The organism is Corynebacterium sp. HMSC056F09, from assembly GCF_001815785.1.
Taxonomy (GTDB): Bacteria; Actinomycetota; Actinomycetes; order Mycobacteriales; family Mycobacteriaceae; genus Corynebacterium; species Corynebacterium hiratae.
The window spans coordinates 75,909-101,803 of record NZ_KV821945.1 but is presented as its reverse complement, the minus strand read 5'-3'; the positions used below and the strand labels follow the sequence as shown (position 1 = coordinate 101,803).

Annotated in this window: 28 protein-coding genes; 8 read left to right on the top strand and 20 right to left on the bottom strand. The window is 61.6% G+C overall.

Translation table 11 applies throughout. The annotated features are described in order from the left end of the window. Nucleotides 1-20 precede the first annotated feature (20 nt). On the bottom strand, nt 21-845 hold the full coding sequence (locus HMPREF3056_RS08615) for a TatD family hydrolase (protein WP_046646942.1): 825 nt from the start codon (nt 843-845) through the stop codon (nt 21-23). 24 nt (nt 846-869) lie between these two features. On the opposite strand from HMPREF3056_RS08615, the gene HMPREF3056_RS08610 reads away from it, so the two are divergent. Together HMPREF3056_RS08610 and HMPREF3056_RS08605 are read left to right on the top strand one after the other, a co-directional pair. Further along, the gene (locus tag HMPREF3056_RS08610) at nt 870-1,364 is read left to right on the top strand and encodes a GNAT family N-acetyltransferase (RefSeq protein ID WP_080975046.1); all 495 of its coding nucleotides are present in this window, start codon (nt 870-872) and stop codon (nt 1,362-1,364) included. Nucleotides 1,365-1,372: 8 nt separating this feature from the next. Then, nucleotides 1,373-1,876, top strand: coding sequence for a GNAT family N-acetyltransferase (locus HMPREF3056_RS08605; protein WP_070701588.1), 504 nt, complete (start codon nt 1,373-1,375; stop codon nt 1,874-1,876). Between the two features lie 214 nt (nt 1,877-2,090). On the opposite strand, the gene HMPREF3056_RS08600 is transcribed toward HMPREF3056_RS08605, so the two are convergent. The 6 genes from HMPREF3056_RS08600 to rsmI all read right to left on the bottom strand — a co-directional run bounded on the left by HMPREF3056_RS08600 (nt 2,091) and on the right by rsmI (nt 8,870). Beyond that, nucleotides 2,091-2,351, bottom strand: coding sequence for a HigA family addiction module antitoxin (locus tag HMPREF3056_RS08600; RefSeq protein WP_070754565.1), 261 nt, complete (start codon nt 2,349-2,351; stop codon nt 2,091-2,093). Nucleotides 2,352-2,385: 34 nt separating this feature from the next. Then, complete coding sequence (locus HMPREF3056_RS08595; protein ID WP_046646946.1) at nt 2,386-2,667, bottom strand: type II toxin-antitoxin system RelE/ParE family toxin; 282 nt, start codon at nt 2,665-2,667, stop codon at nt 2,386-2,388. A 101-nt stretch (nt 2,668-2,768) separates the two neighbouring features. Continuing rightward, nucleotides 2,769-3,962: an MFS transporter gene (locus tag HMPREF3056_RS08590; protein WP_070754564.1), complete on the bottom strand. Its 1,194-nt coding sequence runs from the start codon at nt 3,960-3,962 to the stop codon at nt 2,769-2,771. A gap of 4 nt (nt 3,963-3,966) precedes the next feature. Continuing rightward, a complete protein-coding gene (gene metG / locus HMPREF3056_RS08585) occupies nt 3,967-5,799 on the bottom strand; it encodes a methionine--tRNA ligase (RefSeq protein ID WP_070701584.1) in 1,833 nt (610 codons plus the stop codon). A 75-nt stretch (nt 5,800-5,874) separates the two neighbouring features. Further along, nucleotides 5,875-7,716, bottom strand: a complete 1,842-nt coding sequence (locus tag HMPREF3056_RS08580; protein WP_070754563.1) for a BCCT family transporter — start codon at nt 7,714-7,716, stop codon at nt 5,875-5,877. Between the two features lie 305 nt (nt 7,717-8,021). Next, nucleotides 8,022-8,870, bottom strand: coding sequence for a 16S rRNA (cytidine(1402)-2'-O)-methyltransferase (gene rsmI / locus HMPREF3056_RS08575; RefSeq protein WP_046646950.1), 849 nt, complete (start codon nt 8,868-8,870; stop codon nt 8,022-8,024). A 106-nt stretch (nt 8,871-8,976) separates the two neighbouring features. Between rsmI and HMPREF3056_RS08570 the strand changes: the two genes are divergently transcribed. After that, nucleotides 8,977-10,521, top strand: coding sequence for a dolichyl-phosphate-mannose--protein mannosyltransferase (locus HMPREF3056_RS08570; RefSeq protein WP_246822392.1), 1,545 nt, complete (start codon nt 8,977-8,979; stop codon nt 10,519-10,521). Between the two features lie 81 nt (nt 10,522-10,602). Here HMPREF3056_RS08570 and HMPREF3056_RS08565 read toward each other — a convergent pair whose 3' ends face one another. Together HMPREF3056_RS08565 and HMPREF3056_RS08560 are read right to left on the bottom strand one after the other, a co-directional pair. Further along, nucleotides 10,603-11,292 carry a zf-HC2 domain-containing protein gene (locus HMPREF3056_RS08565; RefSeq protein ID WP_046646951.1) on the bottom strand — a complete coding sequence of 230 codons (690 nt, stop codon included), beginning with the start codon at nt 11,290-11,292 and terminating at the stop codon, nt 10,603-10,605. Next, a complete protein-coding gene (locus HMPREF3056_RS08560; RefSeq protein ID WP_046646952.1) occupies nt 11,279-11,692 on the bottom strand; it encodes a DoxX family protein in 414 nt (137 codons plus the stop codon). The genes HMPREF3056_RS08565 and HMPREF3056_RS08560 overlap by 14 nt, the downstream gene beginning before the upstream one ends. A gap of 19 nt (nt 11,693-11,711) precedes the next feature. On the opposite strand from HMPREF3056_RS08560, the gene HMPREF3056_RS08555 reads away from it, so the two are divergent. After that, entirely contained in the window at nt 11,712-12,290 is a 579-nt protein-coding gene (locus HMPREF3056_RS08555) for a methylated-DNA--[protein]-cysteine S-methyltransferase (protein WP_246822494.1), read from the top strand. 44 nt (nt 12,291-12,334) lie between these two features. Further along, entirely contained in the window at nt 12,335-12,952 is a 618-nt protein-coding gene (locus HMPREF3056_RS08550) for a DNA-3-methyladenine glycosylase I (RefSeq protein WP_080975044.1), read from the top strand. Nucleotides 12,953-12,964: 12 nt separating this feature from the next. On the opposite strand, the gene glpR is transcribed toward HMPREF3056_RS08550, so the two are convergent. The 4 genes from glpR to HMPREF3056_RS08530 form a co-directional block, all read right to left on the bottom strand. After that, the gene (glpR, locus tag HMPREF3056_RS08545) at nt 12,965-14,215 is read right to left on the bottom strand and encodes a divisome protein SepX/GlpR (RefSeq protein WP_070754561.1); all 1,251 of its coding nucleotides are present in this window, start codon (nt 14,213-14,215) and stop codon (nt 12,965-12,967) included. Between the two features lie 216 nt (nt 14,216-14,431). Beyond that, nucleotides 14,432-15,148 carry a GNAT family N-acetyltransferase gene (locus HMPREF3056_RS08540; RefSeq protein ID WP_083317799.1) on the bottom strand — a complete coding sequence of 239 codons (717 nt, stop codon included), beginning with the start codon at nt 15,146-15,148 and terminating at the stop codon, nt 14,432-14,434. 17 nt (nt 15,149-15,165) lie between these two features. Next, nucleotides 15,166-16,458 carry a molybdotransferase-like divisome protein Glp gene (gene glp, locus HMPREF3056_RS08535; protein ID WP_070510397.1) on the bottom strand — a complete coding sequence of 431 codons (1,293 nt, stop codon included), beginning with the start codon at nt 16,456-16,458 and terminating at the stop codon, nt 15,166-15,168. An 88-nt stretch (nt 16,459-16,546) separates the two neighbouring features. Further along, the gene (locus HMPREF3056_RS08530; protein WP_046646956.1) at nt 16,547-17,476 is read right to left on the bottom strand and encodes a UTP--glucose-1-phosphate uridylyltransferase; all 930 of its coding nucleotides are present in this window, start codon (nt 17,474-17,476) and stop codon (nt 16,547-16,549) included. A 70-nt stretch (nt 17,477-17,546) separates the two neighbouring features. Between HMPREF3056_RS08530 and HMPREF3056_RS08525 the strand changes: the two genes are divergently transcribed. The 3 genes from HMPREF3056_RS08525 (at nt 17,547) to mscL (ending at nt 19,627) form a co-directional block, all read left to right on the top strand. Next, nucleotides 17,547-18,113 (top strand): 5-formyltetrahydrofolate cyclo-ligase, encoded by a 567-nt coding sequence (locus HMPREF3056_RS08525; protein WP_049154209.1) that lies wholly within the window; start codon nt 17,547-17,549, stop codon nt 18,111-18,113. 68 nt (nt 18,114-18,181) lie between these two features. Next, nucleotides 18,182-18,826: an SAF domain-containing protein gene (locus HMPREF3056_RS08520; RefSeq protein WP_070754560.1), complete on the top strand. Its 645-nt coding sequence runs from the start codon at nt 18,182-18,184 to the stop codon at nt 18,824-18,826. A 372-nt stretch (nt 18,827-19,198) separates the two neighbouring features. Then, entirely contained in the window at nt 19,199-19,627 is a 429-nt protein-coding gene (gene mscL, locus HMPREF3056_RS08515; RefSeq protein WP_070681892.1) for a large conductance mechanosensitive channel protein MscL, read from the top strand. 91 nt (nt 19,628-19,718) lie between these two features. Here mscL and HMPREF3056_RS08510 read toward each other — a convergent pair whose 3' ends face one another. The 7 genes from HMPREF3056_RS08510 to HMPREF3056_RS08480 form a co-directional block, all read right to left on the bottom strand. Then, entirely contained in the window at nt 19,719-19,985 is a 267-nt protein-coding gene (locus tag HMPREF3056_RS08510) for a hypothetical protein (RefSeq protein WP_070681895.1), read from the bottom strand. Next, nucleotides 19,985-20,578: a MogA/MoaB family molybdenum cofactor biosynthesis protein gene (locus HMPREF3056_RS08505; RefSeq protein ID WP_046646961.1), complete on the bottom strand. Its 594-nt coding sequence runs from the start codon at nt 20,576-20,578 to the stop codon at nt 19,985-19,987. The genes HMPREF3056_RS08510 and HMPREF3056_RS08505 overlap by 1 nt, the downstream gene beginning before the upstream one ends. Before the next feature lie 110 nt (nt 20,579-20,688). Next, complete coding sequence (locus HMPREF3056_RS08500; protein WP_246822493.1) at nt 20,689-22,236, bottom strand: S1C family serine protease; 1,548 nt, start codon at nt 22,234-22,236, stop codon at nt 20,689-20,691. A gap of 111 nt (nt 22,237-22,347) precedes the next feature. Continuing rightward, nucleotides 22,348-23,958, bottom strand: a complete 1,611-nt coding sequence (locus tag HMPREF3056_RS08495) for a HAMP domain-containing sensor histidine kinase (protein ID WP_049154199.1) — start codon at nt 23,956-23,958, stop codon at nt 22,348-22,350. After that, entirely contained in the window at nt 23,955-24,653 is a 699-nt protein-coding gene (locus HMPREF3056_RS08490) for a response regulator transcription factor (protein WP_049154197.1), read from the bottom strand. The genes HMPREF3056_RS08495 and HMPREF3056_RS08490 overlap by 4 nt, the downstream gene beginning before the upstream one ends. Nucleotides 24,654-24,919: 266 nt before the next feature. After that, complete coding sequence (gene rpmF, locus HMPREF3056_RS08485) at nt 24,920-25,093, bottom strand: 50S ribosomal protein L32 (RefSeq protein ID WP_010187615.1); 174 nt, start codon at nt 25,091-25,093, stop codon at nt 24,920-24,922. A gap of 15 nt (nt 25,094-25,108) precedes the next feature. After that, the gene (locus HMPREF3056_RS08480) at nt 25,109-25,378 is read right to left on the bottom strand and encodes a type B 50S ribosomal protein L31 (protein ID WP_005530151.1); all 270 of its coding nucleotides are present in this window, start codon (nt 25,376-25,378) and stop codon (nt 25,109-25,111) included. Nucleotides 25,379-25,895: the final 517 nt, after the last annotated feature.

The window sequence follows — 25,895 nt, the reverse complement described above, 5'->3', positions numbered from 1 at the left end:
TTTGCTTTGAGTGAAGATCATCACACTCCGAAGACCTCGGCGAAGGTTTCAGCCACCTCTGCGGCCAAGTCCTCCACTTCTTGGCCGCGCGCCTGCGCCACGCAGCGGTACGTATGACCAATCAACGAAGGTTCATTACGCGCACCACGGAAGGGCTCCGGGGTCATGTACGGCGCGTCCGTCTCAATGAGCAGCTGCCCGGCTGGCGCGAGCGCTGCGGCTTGGCGCATCTCCTCGTTGCGCTTGAACGTCACGTTGCCGGCGAAGGACAAAACGTAGCCACGCTCCAGAGCCTCCTTGGCCACATCAAGTGGCGAGGAGAAACAGTGCAGCATGACCTTCGGCGCCTCAGCGCACTCCCCCAGCACGCGCATGAGATCCTCATCGGCCTCGCGGTTGTGGATCATCAGCGTCTTGCCCACCTTCGCTGCCAACTCGGCGTGCCAGTGAAGCGCTTCCTCCTGGACGTCAAGCGGCGCAGTTCGTTCCGGCTCATGATAAATCCAGTAGGTATCCAGACCCGTTTCCCCGATGGCCACGCAGCGCGGGTCCGCAGCCATTTCGCTCAGGCGCGCACGGGCGGCCTCGTCGAGTTCATGCGCCTTGGTGGGATGAATAGCGCAGGCCGCGTACACGTTGTCGAATTCCTGCGCCGCGGCCAAAGCCTTCTCCGCCTCCGCTAGGCCATCGCCCACGGTGACGATGCGCTCAACACCTGCGGCACGGGCACGCTCAACGAGGTCGGCGTCAGCGTCGCGGCAAGAGGCGAGGTGCGTGTGGGCGTCGATAAGCTGGCTCAAACCTTCGGCGGGAACGGGCATGGGGCGTGGCTTCTTCTTAGACATGGCTGCGAGTGTAGTCTTGCGCGCATGATAATCCGTGAAGCGACGGACGCCGACGTCCCCGCAATGACCGCCACCTTAAACTGGGCCATCCGGGAGACCCACTTCATCTTTCGCAGCGAACCCGCCACAGTGGAAGAGCGCACCGAGTATCTCCACCAGCTGCGCCGCGAAGCCTGTCCTTGTTTCGTGGCTTTCGATGACGATGGCGCGTACTTGGGCTGGGCACTCTACCGCCCCTACCGCGATCCTAAGGTGTGGCTGGGCTGCTACGAGACGACGATCTACGTTGATCCCACCGCCCACGGCCGCGGGGTAGGCACGCGCTTGCTCGATGCAGTCGTTCAGCATGCCCGCGAGGCGGAGCAGGTCCATACGCTGCTGGCACTCATCGTGGCGGACAACGTCGCATCCATCAAGTTGCATGAGAAGTTCGGCTTTGCCACTGTAGGAACGTTAAAAGAAGTCAGCCGCAAAGCTGGGCGCTGGATAGACCTCACCCACTTGCAACTCATGGTTTAAGGAACATCATGCACGTACGTCCCGCAGAGCTTGCCGACGCCCCCGCAATCGCCGCCATCTATAATGCCGCCTCCGCCGCGAAGCCGGCCACCAACCTAGTCACGTGGCAGGAGTCCGTCGAGGACCGCGAAAAGTGGCTCGCACAGATGGAGGAGGAAGGTTTTCCCGTCTATGTGGCGGTGAACGATGACGAAATCATTGGCTGGGCCGCCTACTTCCAGTTTGTCACCCCAGCTATCTACTACGGCACGGCGGAGGATTCCATCTATATTGCGGAGTCCGCACGGGGCAAGGGCGTGGGCAGCGAGCTCATGGACACGCTCATGGACCACGCGAAGGAAAATGACTACGTGGAGACGATGATTACCTACATCGTGGACACCAACGAGTCCTCGATTGCTCTACACAAGAAGTTTGGCTTCGTGGAAACCGGCCGCATGCCCAATATCCACACCAAGGACGGCGTGCGCCTCGGCTTGGTCCACTTGCAGCGCGACTTCGACCGCTCCTAAAGCGGCTGGATGGCCTCCCCACCCCAGTGACGGCACTACCCTACGCCCCACCCCAGTGACGGCACTACCCTACGCCCCACCCCCCAGTGACGGCACTGCCATTGTTGCCAAAGATCTGGCCAGATACCGCGGCGAGGCGAGAAACTTTGGCAACAACGGCGACTTCGGCTTGAGCAACTCGCCCTGCGCTACGCGGTCACAGACGGCAAACGCGTTAAGCCGACGCTGCCTGAAGCGGCACAATATCGTCCAGCTCGGCAAGAATTTTGTCTTCCGCAACATCCAAGTCGTAGTGAGTCTGTAACCCCAGCCAGAACTGTGGGGACATTCCAAAGTACTTGGCAAGGCGAAGAGCCGTATCGGCGGTAATAGCCCGCTTTCCGTGGACGATTTCGTTAATACGTCGAGGCGGGACCCCTATCGAAACAGCGAGTTTGTGCTGGGTGATCCCCATTTCCTTAAGAAAATCCTCCATAAGGATTTCGCCTGGGTGCACTGGGGGGAGCTTGTTAGTGGTAGTCAACGATCTCAACCTCCTCTGGCCCTAAAGCGGTCCACCGGAAGCAGATCCGCCATTGGTCATTGATACGAATACTATATTGACCCCGCCGATCGCCCTTCAACGCTTCGAGCCTATTCCCCGGAGGAATCCGAAGCTCATCTAGCCTCTGCACATAGCCCAATTGCCTCAGTTTGCGAAGAGCTACCGAGTGAATACGTGAATCTATCGAGGACACCCTCTCTCGATTCCATAAGCGCTCTGTATCCCTATCCGCGAACGACTGAATCATAAATGCACCATACCCCCCATAACGCGACACGTCAATAACGCGAGGCGTTAACTCTAACTAACGCTGCAATACAAAAGTTACCGCAACTAAGGAGGACCCCGCTAGGCAGCGAGCTCGTCGTCAATGTAGACCCGCCTGGTCGCGCGCAAACCCGCCACCAACATGCAGAGGCTGAGCACCATCAGCGCAATCAGCACGGCCGTCCAGTTACCGGTAGCGCCGCGCACAACGCCCACGAAAAGCGGCAACAGCCCCGCCAAGATGTAGCCGCCTGGCTGGACGAAACCAGAAAGGCGCGCGGTCGTCAGCGCACTCCGAGTGCGGGCGGTGAGCAGCGCCAGCGCCAGCGGGAAGCACATACCGCCGATCCCCATCAGGCAGGCCCAGGCGAGCGGGGCGGCGTCGGCAGCCACAAGGACCCCACCCCACCCAGCGCAGGTGCACAGCGCCAGCACAATAGGTACGGGTGTGAGGCGGTCCAAGCGAGAAATGAGCCAGGGCATGATCACGCCGCCGGCGATGTTAAAGACACCGATGACGGCAAGTGCCACACTGGCGGTATTCTCACTCACCCCCTTCTCCACCAGCATGCGCGGCAGCCACCCCATCTGGACATAGGCCATGGAGGACTGCAGCCCAAAGAAGAAAAGCATGGCTACCGCCGTGGGCGAGGTGTACATGGGCTTTGGCGCGCCCTCACCGTCGACCGCGCCGTGGGCAACGTCCTTGCCAGCCTGTGGAAGGACCACTATCCATGCCACCAGCTGCGCGATGGCGGGCAGGCACCAGATCCACAGCGCACCTTGCCACGTGCTTTGCATCACCGCGGACAGCGGGCCAAGGGCGCTGGATACGCCCAGCATCGTGGTGTAGGTGGTCATCAACGCCACCAGCGTGCGGCCCGAACCATGTTGCTTGATCCACGCGGGAAGCAGAACGTTGGCTAGAGCGATGCCGCCGACAACGCCCAGGGTCAACGCAATAAACAGCGGGAAGCTGCTCACCCACGGACGCAGCGCCAGGCCCACCACTAGGGCCAGCGTGCCGCCGGCCAAGGTACGGCTGAGCCCGCCCCGCCGAGCAATGGGCACGGCGGCCAAACCCATGGCCGCGAAGCACAGCCCCGGAAGTGCGGTAAGCAAACCCGCCTGGCCGGAGCTGATTTCAAAGAAATCTTGGATTTGCCCCAGCACCGGCGCCACCGACGCGATGCCCGTCCGTAGGTTCAGCGCGGTCAGGCAGACAACAACAAAGAGTAGGACGGGCGCCAGGGAGCGCCGAAACGCCGAGCCCACGCCTTTACTTCTGAACCGGGGCCCACTCCGGGCCGGTCTCACCAAGCTCCGGGTCGAGCTTAGCCACCAGCGGCTTCGGCTTCTGCAGCGTTGTACCCGGCGTAATGTCGACACGCTTCCACGCAGCCTGCTGCGCCGCGTAGTCACCGGTGATGATCGGGTACGGGTGATTCTCCGGCGGGAGGTCTACGCCAACGAGTTCGACCGGCATATCATCCACCACGTCTTCAATGCGCGGCTGTGCGGCCCAGACGCCCTCACGTCCCAGGGTCTCGTGCACCTTCTGTGCGGTGAAGGGCAAGAACGGGGTCAACATTACGTTGCAGTCGGAGACCACCTGCAGTGCGGTCCACAGCACGGTGGCCAGACGCTCGCGCTGGGTTTCATCCTTGGCCAGCTTCCACGGCTCCATCGCCGCGACATAGGCATTGGCCTCGCCGACGACGTGCATGATGGCGGTCATGGCCTGCTTGAACTTGGACTGCTCGAGGAAATTCGCGGCGGTGGTGAAGGTCTCCTCCGCCAGTGCCAGGATGTCCTTGTCTGCCTGCTCCAGCGCGGCCGGGGCCGGGACCTCGCCGAAGTTCTTGTGGGCCATCGACACGGTGCGGTTGACCAGGTTGCCCCAGCCGTTGGCAAGCTCGTTGTTGATACGGCGCACGAACTCATCCCAGGTGAAGTCAGTGTCATTGTTTTCTGGGCCGGCAACGGCGATGAAGTAGCGCAGTGCGTCTGGGCCGAACTCCTCGAGGAAGTCCTTGACGTAGATAACGACGCCCTTGGAGGAGGAGAACTTGGAGCCGGACATGGTCAGGTATTCCGAAGACACAATCTCCGTGGGCAGGTTGAGCTCACCGTAGGTGTGCAGCTCACCGCCCTTGGAGCCCTTGCCCGCGTAGCCCAAGAGCTCTGCTGGCCAGATCTGGGAGTGAAAGGTGATGTTGTCCTTGCCTTGGAAGTAGTAGTGGCGTGCCTGCGGGTTCTGCCAGTAGTCCTTCCAAGCCTCCGGGTTGCCGGTGCGGTGGGCCCACTCGATGGAGGAAGACAGGTAACCAATCACCGCGTCGAACCACACGTAGAGCTTCTTCGCGCCGTTATCCTCCCAGCCTTCGACCGGAATGGGAATGCCCCAGTCGATGTCACGGGTCATGGTGCGCGGGCGCATATCCTCCAACAAGTTGAGGGAGAATTTGAGGACGTTCGGGCGCCAATCCTCGCGGCTCTTCAGCCACTCTTCGAGGACGTCCTTGACCGCAGGCAGGTCCAGCAGGAAGTGCTCGGTATCGATGAACTCCGGGGTTTCACCGTTGATCTTGGACACCGGGTTGATGAGATCTACCGGATCGAGCTGGTTGCCGCAATTATCGCACTGGTCACCGCGCGCGCCATCGGCACCACACAGCGGACAGGTTCCCTCGATATAGCGGTCAGGCAAGGTACGGCCCGTGGACGGCGAAATGGCGCCCTGGGTGGTCTCCTTAATCATGTAGCCGTTCTCGTACAGCCCCTTGAACAGCTCCTGCACCACCGCGTAGTGGTTGCGAGTGGTGGTGCGGGTAAAGAGGTCATAAGACAGGCCGAGCCCAGCCAGGTCGGTGACAATCTGGCGGTTGTAGCGATCCGCCAATTCACGAACCGTCACGCCTTCCTTATCCGCCTGCACGAGCAACGGGGTGCCATGCTCGTCAGTACCGGAAACCATGAGGACGTCGTTGCCACGCATTCGCTGGAAACGGGCGAACACGTCGGAAGGAACACCGAAACCCGCCACGTGTCCGATGTGGCGGGGTCCGTTGGCATAGGGCCAAGCAACATTAACGACAACTGTCTCAGTCATGGCCCCTACTCTATCGAACACCCCCTCACCGGCAATGCAGTGAGGGGGTGTATGAGAGAAATGCTCGCGCCAGAACTAGTTCTTCTGGCTGTGCTGGCGGCGGCGGGCCTTGTAGGCCTGTTCGCGCTGGAACTCGCGGTGCAGGCGACGCTCACGCGCCATCTTGCGCTGGAAGGCCTGGGACTCGCGGTACTCGCGGTAAATCACGTCGTTGCTCAAGTCCTTGTAAATAGCGAACATGAGGCCGACAAGGATGAAAAGGAATGGCAGCGCCGCCACGATGGTGACGTTCTGCAGGTTCGACAGGGAGTCCTCGCTGGACAGCAACAGGGTCAGGCCAACGGCTGCGGTGAGCACACCCCAGGCGGCGGATAGCCACGGCTTAGCGGTGGTAGCGCCAGACTGGGACATCGAGCCCATGACTGTCGACGCCGAGTCGGCCGACGTAATGAAGAACGTGGCCAGGAGCAGGGCGGCGACGATGCCCGCGATGAAACCACCGGGGAGGTTCTGCAGCAGGTTGAACAGCTCCTGCTCGGCAGACTCACCGGAGATGGAGTTGCCGTTCTGCTCCATGTGGATGGCGGTACCGCCGAAGATGGCAAACCACACCGTGGAGACACCAGCCGGGACGAGAAGCACACCAACGCAGAACTCGCGGACGGAACGGCCGCGCGAAATGCGGGCGAGGAACATGCCCACGAACGGCGACCAGGAAACCCACCAAGCCCAGTAGAAAATGGTCCAGGTAGATAGCCACTCGCCAGCGTTTCCGTTATCGGACTCAGCGGTACGAGCGATCATCTCGGTGAAGTTCGCCAGGTAGTTACCAATGGAGCCTGGGATCTGGTTCAAAATCGACACGGTTGGGCCGAAGACGAACACGAAGATGGCCAGCAGAGCCGCCAAGACCATATTGGTGTTAGAGAGGTACTGAATACCTTTGCCTACACCCGACATGGCCGACAGAATAAAGGCCAAGGTCAGCACGAGAACGATGCCGATGACGACGTTCTGCGTGGGGTTCTCAATAATTCCGGAGGCCTGCAGGCCTGCCTGAATCTGCATCGCGCCGAGGCCCAGCGAACAAGCGGTGCCAAAGACGGTGGCGAAGATGGCCAAGATATCAATGATCTTGCCTGCGAATCCGTCGGCGGCGCGCTGGCCAATGAGCGGCACGAAGGCCTGGCTCAACAACTGCTTGCGGCCAATACGGAAGGTGGAATAAGCGATGGCAAGCCCCACGATGGCGTACACGGCCCATGGGTGCAGGGTCCAGTGGAACATGGCCGTGGCCATTGAGGTTCCTACCTCATTCTCACCATGGCCCGGAACGCCGTTCTTAAAGTAGTTGAGCGGCTCGGAAGCACCATAGAACATCAAGCCGATGCCCATGCCGGCAGCGAACATCATCGCAATCCAAGAGGCCGTGGAGAATTCCGGTTCCTCGTTAATCTTGCCCAAACGAATGGTGCCGAACTTCGAGGCCGCAACGCAGATAACGAAAACCACAAAAATGGTCCCGAAGAGCACATAGGCCCAGCCAAAGTTATTCACCACGAAGCTCAGAGCATTGCTGGAGAAGGAGGCAAAGCTCTCTGGAGCGGCCAAGCCCCATGCCACAAAGGCGGCAACGAGCAGGCCGGCGATTCCCACAATGGTCCAGTCGATCGGTGAATCAATGCCGCCTGGGCCAAACTTCTCGTCCTCTTCCTCCTCCACCGGCGCGGGAGCCGCCTCAGGATTGAACGCCTTATTGGTGAGCATATCCTGGAGCTGGCTTGTGGCCGAGGCCTCCTCGAGGCGCTCGTCGACGGTGCGGTATTCCTCAACCGCGGCCGGCGAGCTCTCGCCTTGGGGCACAGCCGAAGACACCCCCGTGTCCTTTACATTGTCTGCATTCGTCGAGTCTGTCATACCTCCCGACCTTGGTGCTGTCTCATCAACTAGTCAAACTAAAACGGAAACAAAAAGACTATTCACCACATGCATTTCGGGCATATAGCGTTCCTAAAGCGTCTGTCACGAGCTTCTTTGCACGACCGCTATTCCACCGCAGCTGCCGAATCTGTACCGCAACTGTGCAGCTTGCCAGCTTGTTCGGAGGCACTTCCGAGGTATGGCATCCCTACCGCGCATGCCGCGGCCACGCCGGGTGACATAACGATGCCATAACGATTGGCCCAAAAGAGACGGGCATCACCAGAATTTATTGTTAAAGCTCAGCCGCGCGCGGCGAGGTATGCATCATAAAGTTCACGGTTGGACCACTCGGTTCCCGCTGCTGCTTGCTTGCAGGCATCCTTGGCCCGCACGCCCCGCTCAACCTCCGCACGGACCTGCTCCACGAGGGCCTCCAACGACACGGGTGCGGCATCCCCGCCCTCGATGACGACGGTGATTTCACCCCGCGCATTCTCCTGCGCCCACTCGGCAAGCTCGCCCAAGGTGCCACGCTTGATTTCCTCGTAGGTCTTCGTCAGCTCACGGCAGACCGCAGCGCGGCGCTCCGCGCCGAGGATCGCTGAGGCGTCGCCAAGCGTCTGCGCTAGACGGTGCGGGGATTCAAAGAAAGCAATGGCACGGCGCTCCCCCACGAGGGACTCCAGCCAGGCTTTACGCGGTCCGGGTTTGCGCGGCGGGAAGGCATCGAAGAGGAAATGCCCCACCCCCAGTCCGGAAAGTGCAAGCGCAGTCGGCACCGCCGAGGGCCCCGGAAAACAGGTCACAGGCACATCCGCTTCCACCGCAGCGGTGACGATGGAGTGCCCAGGATCGGAGACCAGCGGCATGCCAGCATCCGACACCACGAGAACCGTGCCCGTCCGGGCAGCGTTGACGAGCGCGCGCGAGCGCTCCTCTTCGTTGTGGTCGAAATTGGAAACCACCTTGCCGCGGATCTCTACCCCCAGCGCCTGGGCCAGGTTACGAACGCGGCGGGTGTCTTCCGCAGCGATCACATCCGCGTGGCCCAACGCCTGCATCAATCGAGCAGAAGCATCACCGGGATTTCCCAGCGGCGTGGCGGCCAGGATGACTCCACGCGGCAGGGGTTCAAGCTGAAGACTCATACCCCCAGCATGGCACACGCACGCTAGACTCTTCCGCGTGAGTATCGCTATCCCTACTGATCGATCTGGCCACACCAGCCGCGCGCGCGTCCCCGCCGCCCGCGGCATCCATACCCGGCCAGCTCCCCCTGCTCCCCGGCACTACACCTGGACCAAGGCCGACACGATCAGCACCGCTATCATCGCTGTGCTGGCATTCATCACGCGGTTTGCAGGTCTCACCGCACCGGTCTCCGAGGGAACTCCCGTCTTCGACGAGAAGCATTACGTGCCGCAGGCATGGGATATGGTCACCAGCTGGCACAACCTCTTCCTCGGCGGCATCGAGTCCAACCCGGGCTACGGCCTGGTTGTGCACCCACCGCTGGCCAAGCAGATTGTCGCGATATCGGAGGCCATCTTCGGCTACACCCCACTGGGCTGGCGGGCCATGGCCGCGCTCTTTGGCGTGGGCACCGTGCTACTCACCATGGCGCTGGCACGCCGCTTGTCCGGTTCCTGGCAGGTGGGCTTCCTCGCCGGCCTGCTCGCCGTGTGCGACGGCGTGCTGCTCGTGGCCTCCAAGTTCGGAATGCTTGACATCTTCCAGGTCTTCTTCATCGTCGCCGCTGCCTGGGCCTTGGCGCGGGATCACCAGCAGATGCGCGAGCGCCTGCACGCCGCCTTCCTGTCAGGCACGATGGGGGACTCCGACTTCGGCCCCAGATTTGGTTTCCGGTGGTGGCGTTTTACTGCCGGCGTTTTCCTGGGGCTAACGCTGGCCGTGAAGTGGTCAGGCCTGTACTACATCATGTTCTTCGGTCTCATGAGCGTTTTCTCGGATCTCGCTCTGCGCCGCTTGTATGGCGTACGCCGCTACATCGTGGGCACGCTGGTACGCGATACCCCAGCAGCCCTGGCCTCACTCGTTGCGGTCCCCGTAGCCCTGTATGCGTGGTCTTGGCGCGCTTGGTTTGCCGATGAGACCGCCGTCTACCGCCACGCGAAGGTTGACGGCACGATCGAGGATGGCTCTTGGTTGCTCCACCTCCCCGAGCCTCTTGCCGGTTGGTTCTACTACCACTCCTCTGTGCTGGAGTTCCACGCCTCCTTGACCTCCTCAGGTGGCCACAGCCACCCCTGGGACTCCAAGCCATGGGCTTGGCTGGTGGCCGCACGCCCCATCCTCTACTACTCCTCCACGGACATCTCTTGCGGGGACGGCGGATCCTGCCGCAGGATGCTGTACCTCTTTGGTACCCCGGTCATTTGGTGGCTGGTCATCCCGGCGGTGCTGTGGGGACTGTGGTCCTTGCTCGTGCGACGCAACCGCGCCTTCCTCATCCCGCTTGTGGGTGCCGCGGCGGGTTTCCTGCCCTGGCTCATGGTCTTTGACCGACAGATGTACTTCTTCTACGCCACGGCGTTCATTCCGTTCGTCATCGTGCTGATCTCTCTGGCTTTGGGGCAAATGATTGGACGTGGACGGGTTCTACGGTGGCGCTGGCTCACGGAGCTTTTTGGGGCCGCGATGCCGCTGGGCACCTTCCTTACCGTGTGCTACGCCGCGCTCGTCGTGGCAATGTTTGCCTACTTCTCCCCGATTCTCTACGGCTACCTCATCCCGGATTCTTGGTATCACTCCATGATGTGGCTACCGTCCTGGACCTAAGCCCCTGGCCCTACCCCCTCTGGCCCAAGCCACTTAGGCTTGGGCCCTTAGACTCGGCCTCGTAGACGTGGCCTTTAAGGCTTAGCGCGGGTTAGCGGACAACGTCCTATACACGTCCCGTAGCAAGAAGCCCCGGTCGGCCGCCCACGCCCACCCCAGGCTGGCCGTTGCGAGACCGGTGCCGATGAGGATATAAACCTGCTCCGCGACAACGCTGCCCAAGGCAAAGTCGCGCATGGTAAAGCCGCACAAGAACGCGAATATCGTGCAGACCACCGGCAGCAATCCAGGCGCTGAGGCTGGGCGCCAGGCAGCAAAAACTAAACCGCTCGCCAGGCCGAAGCGCAGCGCCGCAGCCTCCATCAGAAGGTGTGCGCGCTCCGGGTCGGCCCCTTCCGCGAGGGTTCCTTCACTGCCCAGGGTGGTCAAGCCGGAAGCACTGACGACGACCACGATCGCCCAGATCAGAAACGCCACGGCCAACACTCCGAGAGCTACCCGAGCCAGCGTGAGCGATGCCTGCCGCGCGCTGGAGGCCCGCTGCCACTCCGGCTCCACGCCAGCCAGGATGACTTCCGACAAGTCCTGCGGCGGGAGGCCCTCAGGTTCCACGAGGCTCAGTGAGCGAGACAAGGCCGCCGCCTTCTCCCGGAAGGCGGCACACTCCGGGCAGCCGGAGACATGCGCGTCAATGACATCGGGCGCCAGCTGCGGGGCTTCCCCATCGAGCTGCGCGGAGATCGCCGCTTGCACCTGCTCATGCGTCAGCACGGCTCAACACCCCATCCACACTCGCCCGGCCGGAGCCGAAGACAACGATCATGAGCAGCGACACGATGAGCACCAGCGGGTACTCGATGCCACCATCGGCGGCGAAGAGTCCATTGCCCATATGTACGAAGTACAACGCACAGGCCATAAGCAGCGCCAATGCCCCTGCCACAAAGGTGGTGAGCAGGCCGACTACGAGGGCCGCCCCGCCCAGCATTTCTGCGAAGGCAGCCAAGTACGCCGAGGTCTGCGGTTGCGGAACTCCCCATGCGGAGAATTGACCGGTTACCTCGTCCATGCCGCTAAAGAACATCTTGTCCACACCGTGCGCGACGAAGATAACTCCCAGCACCGCGCGGAAGATGAGCAGCGCGGCATCGCGTACGGCGGGTCTATTCATGGTTCATAGACTACCCTGGATGGCCACCTCCCTCCGAAAGGACTCCCCTCCTACCATGCACATGTGGACCTCGCTGGACACTCCGCTCGGCCGTCTTCTCCTAGTCGCCTCTTTGCGGGGTTTGTCAAGGGTGTATTTCCCCGGTGAATCCCCGGATTTCAGCGGTCTGCAACGCTTTCCCGATGGCCCTACCAGCGCCCGACACCCCAGTACTGCGGGCGCTGGTGTTGCGGGGGCCGACGCCCTCGTCGCCGCTGCCCAGCAGATCACCGAATACTTTGGGGGCACGCGCAGGGACTTTGAGCTGCTTCTCGACGTCCCCGCATCCCCGCACACCTTCCGCGACCGCGCGCAACGTGCGCTGCGCGATATCCCGTACGGCGAGCGCTGGACTTATTCGCGCCTCGCTGCTGCCGCCGGTAGTGCGAAGGCCGCCCGCGCTGCTGGAAGCGCCTGTGCCACCAACCCGCTTCCCATCGTGGTGCCGTGCCACCGCGTCGTTCCGGCAAGCGGCGGCCTCGGTTCCTATCGTGGGGGCACAGCCGCGAAGCAGATGCTGTTGGAGCACGAGGCCACGCTCTGCGGCACGAGGCCGTGAGAGCCGTGGGGAACCGATGAACCGATTCTGCAGTCTAAAAAGGCATGACTAGTACACAGATGGCAAACGATACGAGACTTGTTTATGACTCCGCGGGGCTTGGCCGCCCCGCCTGGGCAATGACCTCCCCGCTTCTCCAGGAGTATTACGACACCGAATGGGGTATGCCCGTCCATGAGGAATCCGCCCTACTGGAACGCCTCTGCCTGGAAGGTTTCCAGGCCGGGTTGAGCTGGGAACTAGTGCTGCGCAAGCGCGAAGCCTTCCGCGCTGCCTTTGTGGGCTTTGATGCAGACCTACTGGCCAGCTTCGGGGAGGAAGAAGTCGAGCGCCTCATGAACAATGCGGGGATCATCCGCAACCGCTTGAAAATCAACGCGGTGCTTAACAACGCGAAGGCCACGGTGGCCTTGCGGGAGACAGGCGGGCTCGATGAATTCATCTGGAGCTTCCTGCCCGCTGACACGATTGCGCCGGAAAGCGAAGAGGATATTCCAAAATACACGCAAGAAGCCTTGGACATGTCCAAGGCTTTGAAGAAGGCCGGCTTCAAATTCGTCGGCCCAGTGACGTGTTTCTCCCTGATGACGGCCATCGGGATGGTTGACGCCCACCTAGTAGGCTCCCATCGCCGCGGCACATCCGGCATCTGGCCGGCCTAGGGGCCGGGTGGATTAACCAACTCGGCGGGCTGCTAGGTCATCGCGGCGCTGGCGTGGAGAGGGATGGGGACCGTCGAAGCCATCGTCGCTATCGCCCTCCGAGTAGACGGGCAGGTAGTCAAAGTCCGGGCTTTCATCATCGATTTCCAGGATGAGTGCGCCCGGGCGGCGCAAGTTGGGTGGCAGCGACTCGGCAGGGTTCTCCGCATTACGCACACCCAAACGAGCGCGGCGCAGGTGGTAGACGCGTCGGCGCAGCAGCTCCCGCTCGCGGCGCACCTGGGCGCGCAGTGCCACCAGGTAGACCATGGTCATAACGCCGGCAATACCCGCCAGCCACCACGTCCAGCTCCCCACGACAATGCCCAGGCACACCGTAGCTACCACTGCTACCGCCAAGCCGATGAGCGTGCGCTGGCGGCGCTGATAACGCGTTGCGGAGGCTTCCTTTTCCTTCACCGGATCCCAGCCACCGCGGCCCAGGCGGCGCTGGGCGAAGGCCAGTTCCTCGGCGGACAGCTCGGTATCGCTTCCGCTCACATCCTCGTCCTCAGTCTCAGCAGCAACAAGGTCCCCGCCCTGCGGGACTGCGTCCGAGCCTTCCTCTGTGTCTTCGGCATCAGCGCTCTCCGCTTCAACCGCTGCTTCGTCGGAGTTGCTCACATCAGACGCAGCCGGTGCTTCCTCCACCGCGTCGATGGCACCCGGATACATCAGATCAACCGGCGAGGTATAGGTCTCATCGAAGTCATAGGCATCCACGGCCACGCCGGCGTTGGCAGGAGCCGTGAATACCTCGGCAGCATCCGCCTCAACGTTCTCAGCCTCCTGCTCCGACCCATGATCATCCTCGGCAGCGTCGTCGGAATCGTCCTCGAGCTCGAAGTCCGTCTCGGCGTCCTCAGCTTCTACGACTTCGCCATCAATCGTGTCCGCCACTACGGATTCGGCAGCGCTCTTTCCTTCGCCATCGCCCTGGAGCGACTCCGCGGTATCAGCAACCCCCTCGGCCTCAACCAGCTCATACTCGGCTTCCTCATCGCTGGCCTCCGCTGCTGCCGGAGCGTGCGGGCGGATATCGTCTTTGCCCAAGCGCGGTTTACGGCGGCCCGGCACGGAGCCAGAATCTCCTTCGAAGAGCACGCGGGTCTCTTCAAAGGCCTCACCTGTGTGGCTCATCGGACGCTGCGAGCGCAAAAGCAACGGAGCGAGGATGAAGAGCCACAGCACGATTACGAGAATGATCGGCACGGCAGTCATCATGTGGCTGAGTCCCACTTTCAGGGGTCGACGAAAAAGGGAATATAACTAGGCCCCTACTCTAGCTGCCCAACCCCGCCCCGTGGGCACCAACGAACCCCTAAATTACAAGGTTGTTACTCAAGTGAAAGCAGAGGTAGTTGACCGAAACAATCCCCCAACCCATCACCGGCTTAGCAACAGCTAAGCCACCTGCTAAGCCAACAGCTAAGACACCTGCTACGCCCCCGCGATTCGTCCCGCCGCACGGAGGCGCTCCACCGCCCCAGAGGCAAAATCCTCGCGATTAAGAGCCAAAAAGTGATGGTCCCGCCACGCGCCGTCGATATGCAGGTTGCGGCGCAGGAACCCTTCATCGCGGAACCCGTTGCTGTGCAGCACCTTGCCTGAAGCGGGGTTCTCCGGCAGATAGGTCGCCGTCACACGATGCAGCCCCACACGATAAAAGGCATGGTCCACGCCAAGAGCACAGGCAGCAGTAGCCACGCCCGCACCGTGCACCGCGGAATGCACCCAATAGCCAATCCAGCATTCGCTGACCCCTCCATGCTGGATATTGCCTAAGGTCAATTGCCCACGGAAGTGGCCATCAACCTCAATGACCAGCGGCACCACTGTCCCGGCCCGGGCCGAGTCACGCAGAAACACCAGGTGATTCCACCAAGCCGACTGGGAGTGCGCCGCATCCCACCCCGTCGGCAGCGTCGGCTCCACCGGTTTGAGGAAATCCCTATCCTCGATGCGCTGCCGTCGCCACGCCGCACCGTCCCTCCGCAACAGGGGGCGTAAACGTAGCGTCGCCCCGCGTGGGAAAACGCGAGACTCCCGCAGCCGTACCGCGGGTGTAGCTTCTGGCCAACCCGGATGATCGGGGTTGACCCCACCGGTGGCGGGGGTGGAAAAGCGCCCCGCGGCGGTACCAAAAGGATCAAGCATGACGTGTGTGCCGGCGGCTAGCTGCGCTGGGTCAGGAACAGGACGTCCACCACGTCCCCGGGACGGATCTCTGTAACTTCCTCCGGAATGCGGATCATCGCGTTCGCTTCCGAGAGCCCTGCGAGCAGGTGCGCCGGCGCGCCCGCCGCACCGCCCAGTCCTTCCACCAGATAGTCGGAGGTTTCGGCATCCCGCATGAGCCGGGCGCGGATGTAGCCGCGGCGTCCCGGGCGGGATTCCATGTGGTTGAGCACGCGTGCGCGCACCACGCGGCGTTGGCCGCTGCGCTTGCCCAGGGAGAGACGGATCAGCGGGCGCACAAAGACCTCAAAGATAACCAGCGCGGACACCGGGTTCGAGGGCAACAGGAAGGTCGGGATGCGCTCCTCCCCCAACAGACCGAAGCCCTGGACCGATCCTGGGTGCATTGCTACGCGTGAGGTATCCACATCTCCCAACTCATCAAGGACCTCGCGGATTTCTTCCGAACCCGCGCCACCCACGGCACCGGAGATCACCAGCACCTCGCTGCGCGCCAAGTAGGTTTCCAAAGCCTCGCGCACGCGACGCGGCTCGCCGGCGGCGATGCCGACGCGGTGCACGTCGGCGCCGGCCTCCTTCGCAGCCGCTGCAAGCGAATAAGAGTTCACGTCGAAGACTTGCCCCAGGCCGGGCTCGCGGTCGACGTCGACAAGCTCCTTGCCAAAGGACACGATGGTCACGCGCGGGCGGGGGTACGCCAGCACCTTCGAACGCCCCACCGCCGCGAGCAGGCCAATCTGCGCTGGGCCCAAGATGGTACCGGAGGACACGGCTACATCCCCGGGCTGAATATCGTCGCCCACGCGGCGCACGAAGTCCCCCGAGCGCACCGGGCGGTGCGAGGTCACGCGCTTGCGGCCACGGTCGGTCCACTCGAGGGGAAGGACGGCGTCGGCAAGCGTCGGCAGAGGCGCGCCCGTGTACACGCGCACCGCTTGCTTGGGCTGCAAACGCAAAGGCTGGCGCGACCCTGCAGGAACCTCCCCCACTACAGGCAGGGAACGCTCAATCTCCGTCTCGGTGGCGGGTGCATCCGCATCCTCAACGTCGTGGCGGGAGCGTGCCTTGAGGGCTTTTTCTCCCCCAACGTCCACGGCGCGCACGGCATAGCCATCAATGGCTGCTTGCGGAAACCCCGGGAGCGGCTGGTTTGCCTGCACCTCCTCCGCGCACTTGAGACCTAGGGCATTCGCGATGGCGATGCGTACCGGCTCAGGTGTCATCGCTGCATCAAGAATGAACGCCATCTGGTCATCGACCGAACGCATGTACCGCCTGCCTTTACTCTGGGGTATGTGGGGCCTAAAGGGATGGAAGTTACTGGAGTAGAGCTTAGCGCGCTGGACGTGTGAAGGCTTAGCCCTTCAGCCCCTTTTCTTCTTCGTAGTCCTCCACAATCTTCTTGATCGCCTTGTAGAGCGCAGGACCGTACTTCTCATCACGCAGACCAAAGTCAACATTGGCCGGAATGTACCCACCCGGGTTACCCAGGTCATGGCGCTTGCCTTGGTGGACTACGACGTGAACGGGGTGGCCTTCCTTGATAAGGAGCTCGATGGCATCGGTCAGCTGCAGCTCCCCGCCCTTTCCTGGCTTGATGCGGCGAAGGGCATCAAAAATCTTCCTGTCGAGCAAGTAGCGCCCAGTGGCCACGAGGTTCGAAGGCGCATCGTCCGGATCCGGCTTCTCCACCATGCCCACGACCTTCTTCACGCCCGGCGCGTTGGTGTCCTCAACGTCGAAGACGCCGTAGTTATAGGTCTCCTCGCGCGATACCTCGAAGGCGCACAGCACGCTGCCGCCCAGGGCGGCGCGAACCCGGGCCATCTCCCCCATGACGGTGGCCGGCAGGACAATGTCATCCGGCAGCATGACGGCGAAGAATTCTTCGTCATCCTCCAACACGGATTCCGCCAAGCCCACCGCGTGGCCCAGGCCCAGCGGTTTTTCCTGCTCCACGGAAATCGGGTGGATCAACTGAGCAGCACGCTTGACCTTGGCCACTTGCTCGTCTTTGCCGCGGGCGTCGAGGGTCTCGACGAGATCGGGGAACTCATCAAAGTGCCGCATCACTTCCTGCTTGTTCGGCGCGGTAATCACCGCAAGGCGCTGGGCGCCCACGGACGCGGCCTCTTCCGCAATGAGTTCAATACCCGGCGTATCAACGACGGGGAGCAGCTCCTTCGGTACGGTCTTGGTGGCGGGCAAGAAGCGGGTGCCCATGCCAGCAGCGGGAACAACGACCGTAGCGATCCCGGTGTGGGAATCCTCGTGTGCAATAGCCATAAGTTCCACTTTACAATGCGCCCTTCCCGCTCCCGTGCTGCGCTACGCCGTCCCGCTATGATTGACAACCATGACGACCTCCCCCAAGGACGCCTTAAGATCCTCACTCCTGAACGCTCGGCGCGAGCGCAGCGCCGAGCAGCGCGCTGATGACAACGCCGCGTGGTGCGCCGGTGTGGGTGAATTACTCACTCCTGCGATGCGTGTTGCCGCCTACCATCCCCTGGGCACAGAGCCGGGTGGCCCCGACTTCGTGGAGACCGTGTCCGCACTCTGCAAGGAGGTCTACCTTCCCATTTCAGGCAAAAACGGTGAGCTCTTGTGGACGCTGTATGGCGGGCCGGAGGCCATGCGCCCAGGGGCATTAGGGATTGCAGAGCCCGTCGGGCAGCGCCATAGCAGCGAAATCCTGGCGCACCTCGACCTCATCTTGGCGCCCGCAATGGCGGTGAGCGAGTCAGGCATGCGCCTCGGAAAAGGCGCCGGCTACTACGACCGCGCACTCACCCCGCTTCCCACTGGGAACCCGCCTGTCGTGGCTCTCGTCCACTCCAGCGAGGTCCGGGACGTCCCCTTCGAGGAACACGACCGTCCCGTCGATGGCATCCTCACCGAGCGCGGGATGCGCTGGCTTTAATCGGCCCCTTCTCAGATTCCATGCCGCCGCCTGGGAACCGCGCGGGTCGGAGCGCAGTCTAAAAAGGTATGGACTTTCTTCACGTTCTGCGCACCCCCGGGCATCGCCGCAGCGTTCTTCTGCGCCGCGTAACGGCCGCAGTCTTGCTCGTGGCCGCGGCGGCCAGCGCGCTCGCTTCTACCCGTGAGCAGCCGCGCGTGGTGGTCATGGCCCGGGACGTCGCCGCCGGGGAGACGCTGGCACTTGGCGATGTCTCCGTGGCCCGCGTCCCCTCCTCCGCTCTCCCCGCCACGGCGTTGGGGAGCAACCCGGAAGATGCGGTGGGGCGAGTTCTGGTGGCGGCGGCCAGCGCCGGCGAAATACTTACCACCACCCGGCTGCTCAGTTCGGACCTCATCGCAGACTTCGGGATGGAAGACGGCCACCTTATCCCACTCACGCTCGCCGAGCCAGACGTTGCCCGCAACCTCCATCACGGCGATACGGTCAATATTGTCGGTGCCCTCGACGGTGGTGACGACGCTTCCCTCCCCGCCCGCGGTTCAACGATTGCCCGTGGCGCACGCGTCGTGTCGGTGGGTGCCGGCGGAGAGGATGCCCGCGCGCACACACTCCTCGTTGCGCTACCAGCCGAAGCAGCCGAAGCTGTGGCAGCCGCGTCTCTAGCGCAGCCCCTCACGGTCGTCATCGTAGGCGATCGCGCCCACAGTTAGTCAGCTCTGTGAGAATCGCCGCGTTTACCCCAAAAGGTCGTCATGGAATGTTGCCACGACACGCAAATGCTGCCTACTATATGTCCATCCACCCAGGCGCTATAGCTTGTGCGTCAATCCTGCCCCATAACTTGGTGGCAACACATGCCTTGAGCGCTCGACAGTGGTCTTCTCTACTCCAGTAATTCCCCCGCTTCTTGTTTAGTAAGCGCTCCTACTTTTCAAGCCAAGATGACCTCTCTACCCAGCCCCTGCTGGCACAACTCCTACTGGGCATCATCCATTTGAACACCACGAGGGCGCTCACCACGCGGCCTGCAGTGCAGGCGCGAGAACGAAAAGCACATACATTGCAGAAAAGGACACATTTCCATGCTCAAGGGCTTTAAAGATTTCATCCTGCGCGGCAACGTCATCGAGTTGGCCGTAGCAGTCATCATCGGTGCCGCCTTCACCGCGATCGTTACCTCCATCACCGATCACATCATCCAGCCGCTGATTAACTCCCTCGGCTCCCCAGACTTTGGCGGCTTGGGCTTCGCAATTACCGATAGCCCGGAGACCTTCCTGGACTTCGGTGCAGTCATCACCGCCCTTATCAACTTCCTCATCGTTGCCGCTGTCATCTACTTCGTCATCGTTGCTCCGATCAACGCCGTCACCGAGCGCGCAAAGCGCCGCCAGGGCGTTGACCCGGAGGAACCGGCTCCGACCACCGAGCAGCTGCTCGGCGAGATCCGCGACCTGCTCGCTGCTGAAAACGGTGGCACCACCACCAACAAGCCTGGCTCCAACATCTAAGCCAGAAGCCCCAAGCCTAAAAATCCCGCAGAACCGGCATTTCGCCGGAGTTCTGCGGGATTCTCTTATGCCTCCGCCCGCTGCTCACGCACTACTGCGTGGTGCCAAAATGCGGCGGCATGTTCTCGCGGTAGAAGGCCTCCCCCGTGGCCTCGTCCTCGCTGTCACCACCGGGGCCGCCTGCGTCCGCATCAAAGCTCACGGTGCGCAGCTCATCGGCCCCTGCGACGGAAGAAGAGCCAGCGGCCCCAGACATTGGCCCGTGAGGAACATCAAAACTGCGATCGTAATTCTCGGCCGTCGACGGACGCTTCACGCGACGGCGCGCACGCGGGGTACGCGGTGTGGAATCAGCCATTAGACGCTGGACTTCTGCAGCTGATCAACGAGGTGGTGCACCAAGGGGGTCAGCGTAGCCATGCCATCACGTACCGCCGCGCGGGAAGACGCGACGTTGACAATCACCGTTGAACCAGACACTCCCGAAATGCCGCGGGATGTGCACGCATCCACCGCACCGCATGCTTGGCCGGACGAGCGCAGGGCCTGCGCCACGCCAGGCACCATTTGGTCCAGCACCGCGCGAGTCGCCTCTGGGGTCTTATCGCGCGGGCCAACGCCCGTGCCGCCAATCGTGAGGACCAAGTCAACGCCCCCGACCACGCCGGTTTCAATCGCCTGCCGGATCTTGGACTTCTTGGAACGAACGATTACTGCGCCGTCGACGGTGAAATCAGCTTCAGCCAACAGTTCGCCCGCCAAGCGCGACGTGTCCTGCGCTGCATCATCTGGGTGGTCGGTAACGATGACGACGAGCGCGCGGCGCGGTGCTTGCACACTTTGTTCTTGTTCGCTCGCGATGAGGAAAGCGTCATCTGGTTCGGTGACATCATCGAGTTCGCGTGAGGCATCGCGCCCCAGCAACTCAGTTGCGTCGGTGTTTTCTGCCACGGAGGTTCTCCTTAAAGGTAGGGGCGGAATCTTCCGGTAGTGGTTTCTTCACAAGGTCTCAGGGTGCGGTGTTCGTGCGGCGCTCACGCACCGCCCAAGTATTTGTTAACTTACTCGCTTGCCAGAGTTACCTCTACCTTTCTCACATCTTCGCTGTCTCGGCTCCGTACCTCCAGGGTCACGGTCGCGCCGAACTCCTGGGAACGGGTTGCCGCGATGAGGGCATCAGAGCTTTCAATAAGCCGATCGTTGACGCGGGTGACCACGTCACCAGACTTGAGCCCTGCCTTATCGGCTGGGCTATCGCGTTCTACATCGACGATCTCCGCACCAAGGGTGTCGCTTTGCGCGCGGACCTTAACGCCCAAGGTTGGGTGCTTGACCTTGCCATTGTTGATGAGCTCATCGGCCATCCGCTTGGCAAAGTTGGAGGGAATAGCGAATCCCAGACCGATGGAACCGCCCTCGGAATTCGAGCTACCCGATAGCGAGGCAATCATCGAGTTCATTCCAATGATGTTGCCTTCCATGTCCACCAAGGGACCACCGGAGTTGCCTGGGTTGACGGCGGCGTCGGTCTGGATGGCGTCGATCAGCGAGGACTCCCCACCTTCCTGCGAAGCACGGACGGGACGGTTCTTGGCCGAGACAATTCCGGAAGTCACCGTAGCGTTGAGTCCCAACGGGGAACCTACGGCAACGACCTCTTGCCCCACCGCGGCTGCGTCCGAATCACCGAACTGCAGGAAGGGAAGATCGTTAACGTCATCAATCTTGATGACAGCAACGTCCGTGGTCGCATCCGAGGCCACAAACGTGGCGCTATGGCGGGAACCATCATTCATGGTCACTTCCAAGCGCCCGCCTTGATCCGCGCCGGCGACGACGTGGTGATTGGTCAACACGTAGCCGTCCGGGGAAATAATCGAGCCCGAGCCCTCGGCACCGCCGGAGCGGGTAATGGAGTAAATGGATACCACTGCTGGAAGTACCTTCGATGCCACGTCCTCGACGGAGCCGTCGGCAGGCTCTTTACCGGTGCTGTTGGCCACCGGCTGGCGCTCCAGGACCTCATTGACCGTCGAGGGGGAGGACTTGTCTTTGCCCACCGTTCCGACCACCACGCCGGTAACACCGCCGGCAGCGATGAAGGCTACGAGCATCATGGACAGCGCGGTGCCCAGGCCGACCTTGCGCTTGGCCTTAGGCTCATCGCTCGGTTCCACGACCCGTACGCCTGCCCCCTCTTGGCCCCCGAAGAACTGGTTCTGATTACCAGCATGCGCCGCAGTGTAGCGCTGACCGGCATAAGGCTGTGTTCCCTCCTGCGAGTGCTGCCCTGCCGAAGGCTGCTGTGCTGCCAAACGCTGCTGACCTTGTTGACCGAATCCATAATTCGAACCGCCATACGGCGCCTGCGCCCCGTAAGGTGCCTGGGAAGGCTGGTTGCCAAAAGAAGTAGGCCGGGCTCCCTGCCCCGCCTGGCTTCCGTAGGGCGACTGTCCGCCTTGCCTCGATGTATCCGACCGCGGCTGATTCCAGCCATTCGATTCACTTCCCGCAGAAGGTACCTCGCCTCGCTGCTGTGATTGTCCCCGTCCGTCAAAGTTCTGCGGGCTATCCATGGGGTTATCCATGTTCGAATTCCTCATATTCATGTCAGGTAGTGTGCACCATCGCGCTGGCGCGTATCTGATACTAATCTGCCAGTGTGCTACGAGAAGCTGGACGTTTCCTGTGCGCCTTGAGCTGGGGTGATCCCTGGCACACTAGCCCTGATTGAACCACCGCTCCGCAAAGATATGGCCGCGGTCGTTGCGCTCTTTCGGTTGGCTGACCGCGGGGTCGTGTAGCTGCCCCGCTGACTGCTGCTCAGCGGAGAGTTCGGACTGGAAATCGTAGGGCAAGTCTTCCAGCCCGTCCACCAAGGCATCACCTTCGGTGGGGTGCCCGGGCAGGATAACCTCCATGCGCGTTCCGCCGTCCGCGGAATCCTTGATGGTGATCTCTCCATTGTGCCTCTCCACCACGGATTTCACGATTGCTAGGCCCAATCCGGATCCCGGCATGGCACGGGCTTCAGCAGAACGGTAGAAGCGCTCAAATACTTTGTCCCGTTCCTCCGGAGCGATGCCGGGGCCAGAATCGTCAACGCGCAGGCGCACCTTGTCGGGGGCGATTTGCCGCATGGACACGCGCACGGTTCCCGTCGGCGGGGACCACTTCGCAGCATTGTCCATGAGGTTGAGGGTGGCGCGGCCCAGGGCAAAAGGATCGCCGTCGATCATCCACGGGATAAACCGCACGCGGAAGTCCACGTCAGGACGGCGGCGCTTGGCGCGGTTGAGCGAATTCTCCAACACTTCGTGCAGCTCAACGGGCTCCGGCTCCTTTTCAGTGGCGTCCTCGCGCGCTAGGTCCACCAAGTCACCGATCAGGGTGGCCAATTCCGACATTTGCGCCATTACGTCATCTTCGAGGTCGCGCCGGTCTTCCTCACTGATGCCAAACCCGCCACCGGACTTATTGAGCATCATGAGAAGCTCAATGTTCGTCCGCATGGACGTCAGCGGGGTCTTAAGCTCGTGGCCGGCATCAGCCACAAACTGTGATTGCTGCACGCGCGCGTGCTGCAGGGCGGAAAGCATTCGGTTAAAGGACACAGTAAGTTGTGCCATTTCATCGTTGCTCTCCACGGCAATCGGCCGCAGGTCATTGGTCTGCGTCACGTAATCAGCAGCCCGCTTGAGGCGAGCGATCGGCTCCATGCCGGTCTTGGACACCACCATTCCCGCGAAGACGGAAAGCAGCACGCCAAAGGCCACGATAATCAGCAGCGCGGAGCCCACCGCGGACACAATCTCCTCCGTGGGACCAAGGTCCTTGGCCAGGACTACCGTGGCGCCACCTTCCTGGGACTTGGCCAGCACGCGCTCACCACCCAGGGTACGGATGGAGCTTTCCATGGTGTCCCCGTCCGGTTTAAAGTCCCCACCCACCGGCAAGGCGTCACCATAGGAAAAGGTAGCTGCTGGCGGAGAGATAGAGACCCGAGTCGAAGGATTGTAGAGCTTAAAAGAAGCGATCTCCTGATCGATATTCTCCACGAAGCGCGGATCCTGTGCCTGCTCCATCAGCACGTCCGCTTGCTGCATGATTTGCTTGTCGACGCTCGCCGTCATCGACGCCGCAACCAACCAGTAGGTCACCAACGTCATCACTGCCACCGAGACAGCGACAACGACACCAGTAACCAAAGAAAGGCGCCACCGAAGCGGCGCCCGCGAAGCCCAGCCGCGACGACCTGACAGGCCCAACCACGCCGTGGAATCTAGGTCTTCAGAAGGCACCGCGTCGGGCGCGGGCCTCCGCAAAATCACGCGATAGCCTCCCTCATGACATAGCCGACGCCACGCACGGTGTGGATAAGTCGCGGCTCGCCATCTTCTTCGGTCTTCTTACGCAGGTAGCCGATGTACACCTCGAGAGCGTTGCCTGAGGTAGGGAAATCATAGCCCCATACTTCTTCCAGGATGGTGTTGCGGGAGAGCACCTTGCGCGGGTTCTCCATGAGCAAGCGCAACAAGGCGAATTCGGTGCGCGTCAGGGAAATCTGACGGTCGCCACGAGTGACTTCACGCGTATCGGCATCGAGCTTGAGGTCCTCAAAACTCAGCTGGGTTTCAACGGGCTGCTGCTTGCTGATCGACTCCGCAGCAGCACGACGGACCAGGGAACGAACACGAGCCAAAAGCTCTTCAAGAGCGAAAGGCTTGGGCAGGTAATCGTCGGCACCCGCATCGAGCCCTGCAACGCGGTCAGACACGCCATCACGAGCCGTGAGCACGAGGATTGGACGGTCCCAACCCTCACTGCGCAAGGTTCGGCAGACTTCCAAGCCGTCCATGTTCGGCATCATCACATCGAGGATGAGCAGTCCTGGGTTCTCCCTGTGGACCATCTCGACAGCCTCTACGCCATCGGCGGCCAACATTACGTCGTAGCCATTAAACTTCAAGGAGCGGCGAAGCGATTCGCGTACGGCCTGCTCGTCATCCACGACAAGAATCTTCATGTTTCCAATTATGTCCTATCTAAGGCGCATTCACGAAGTGGGCCTAGTTCTTTCGCCCCCTTAAATCACCCCTTAAGATTTTATTCACCCCACTACCCGTGGCATCAGCGAACGCCCAGACAAGAAAGGCACCGCAGCCGAGCACTGCAGCCTCGAGAATGAGTCACTGCAGCGGGCAACTAGGCCAACACAAATGCCCCGAGGGATTCACTCAGAAAGGGTGAATCCCTCGGGGCAGAATTCGCAGCCTTGAGGCTTAGAAAGCCTTAGAACTGCTCCACGTCGACCAGGCCGAGCTTGGCGGCCTTCACCAGACGGCGCGGGATGCGCACGGTCTGGCCGTCGATGGTGACTTCCTGGAGGGCGACGTTGTCAGCCTTCCACTGGGAACGGCGAGAGTGGGTGTTCGCGCGGGACTTCTTAAACTTAGGAGTTGCCATCTTTTCCTATCCTCCTTACGCGTTCTTCTTCTTGCGGCGAGCCATTGCACCGAAGCGCTGGTTGAACTTCTCAACGCGGCCAGCGGTATCCATAACGCGCTGGGCACCGGTCCAGAACGGGTGGGACTCAGCGGTGACGTCAACGACGATGAGCGGGTACTCGTTGCCGTCTTCCCACTCAACGGTGCGATCGGAGGTAGCGGTGGACTTGGTCAGGAAGGAGTGGCCGGTACCGGCATCCTTGAAGACCACCGGGTGGTAATCCGGGTGGATATCTTTCTTCATATGTCGATTCCCTCAGGGTTGAACTACGGGTCGGTTCCTTCCGCAACACATCTCCGGCGTGGAAGGAAGTGTGAAAGGATCGTGCCCGAGTTGGGTCTCTATACTTACAAACTGTGCGGCTCGTGCCGACAACTTGACATATCCTACAGGCCACCAGCATTAAAACCGAAATCGCTCTGGCCTCCACCGCCGCGCTCCGACGGACAGAATCCACAACCACACCCCTCACCTGCCCCTTCGGCAGGAACGCGCGGTAGATCAGGTATAGATCAGCCGTAGCTCAGGTATAGATCAGAGGTATCCACACCGGCCCGCACGCCGGCGGTGATTAGGTTCTGCAGGCTGTGGCATGTAAGATTTCCCCTTGCTGTTGTCAAAGTAATCGTTTTACGCCCCCATCAACTGGTGTTCAACGGATTAAGCCTCCTGCTCAACCTCACTTTTTCGAGCGCCGCGCCTCACCGCGGAAATAGGCCTCCGTTAGTCGCTTTCGATGTGGGCGGCTAGGAGAAAGAAG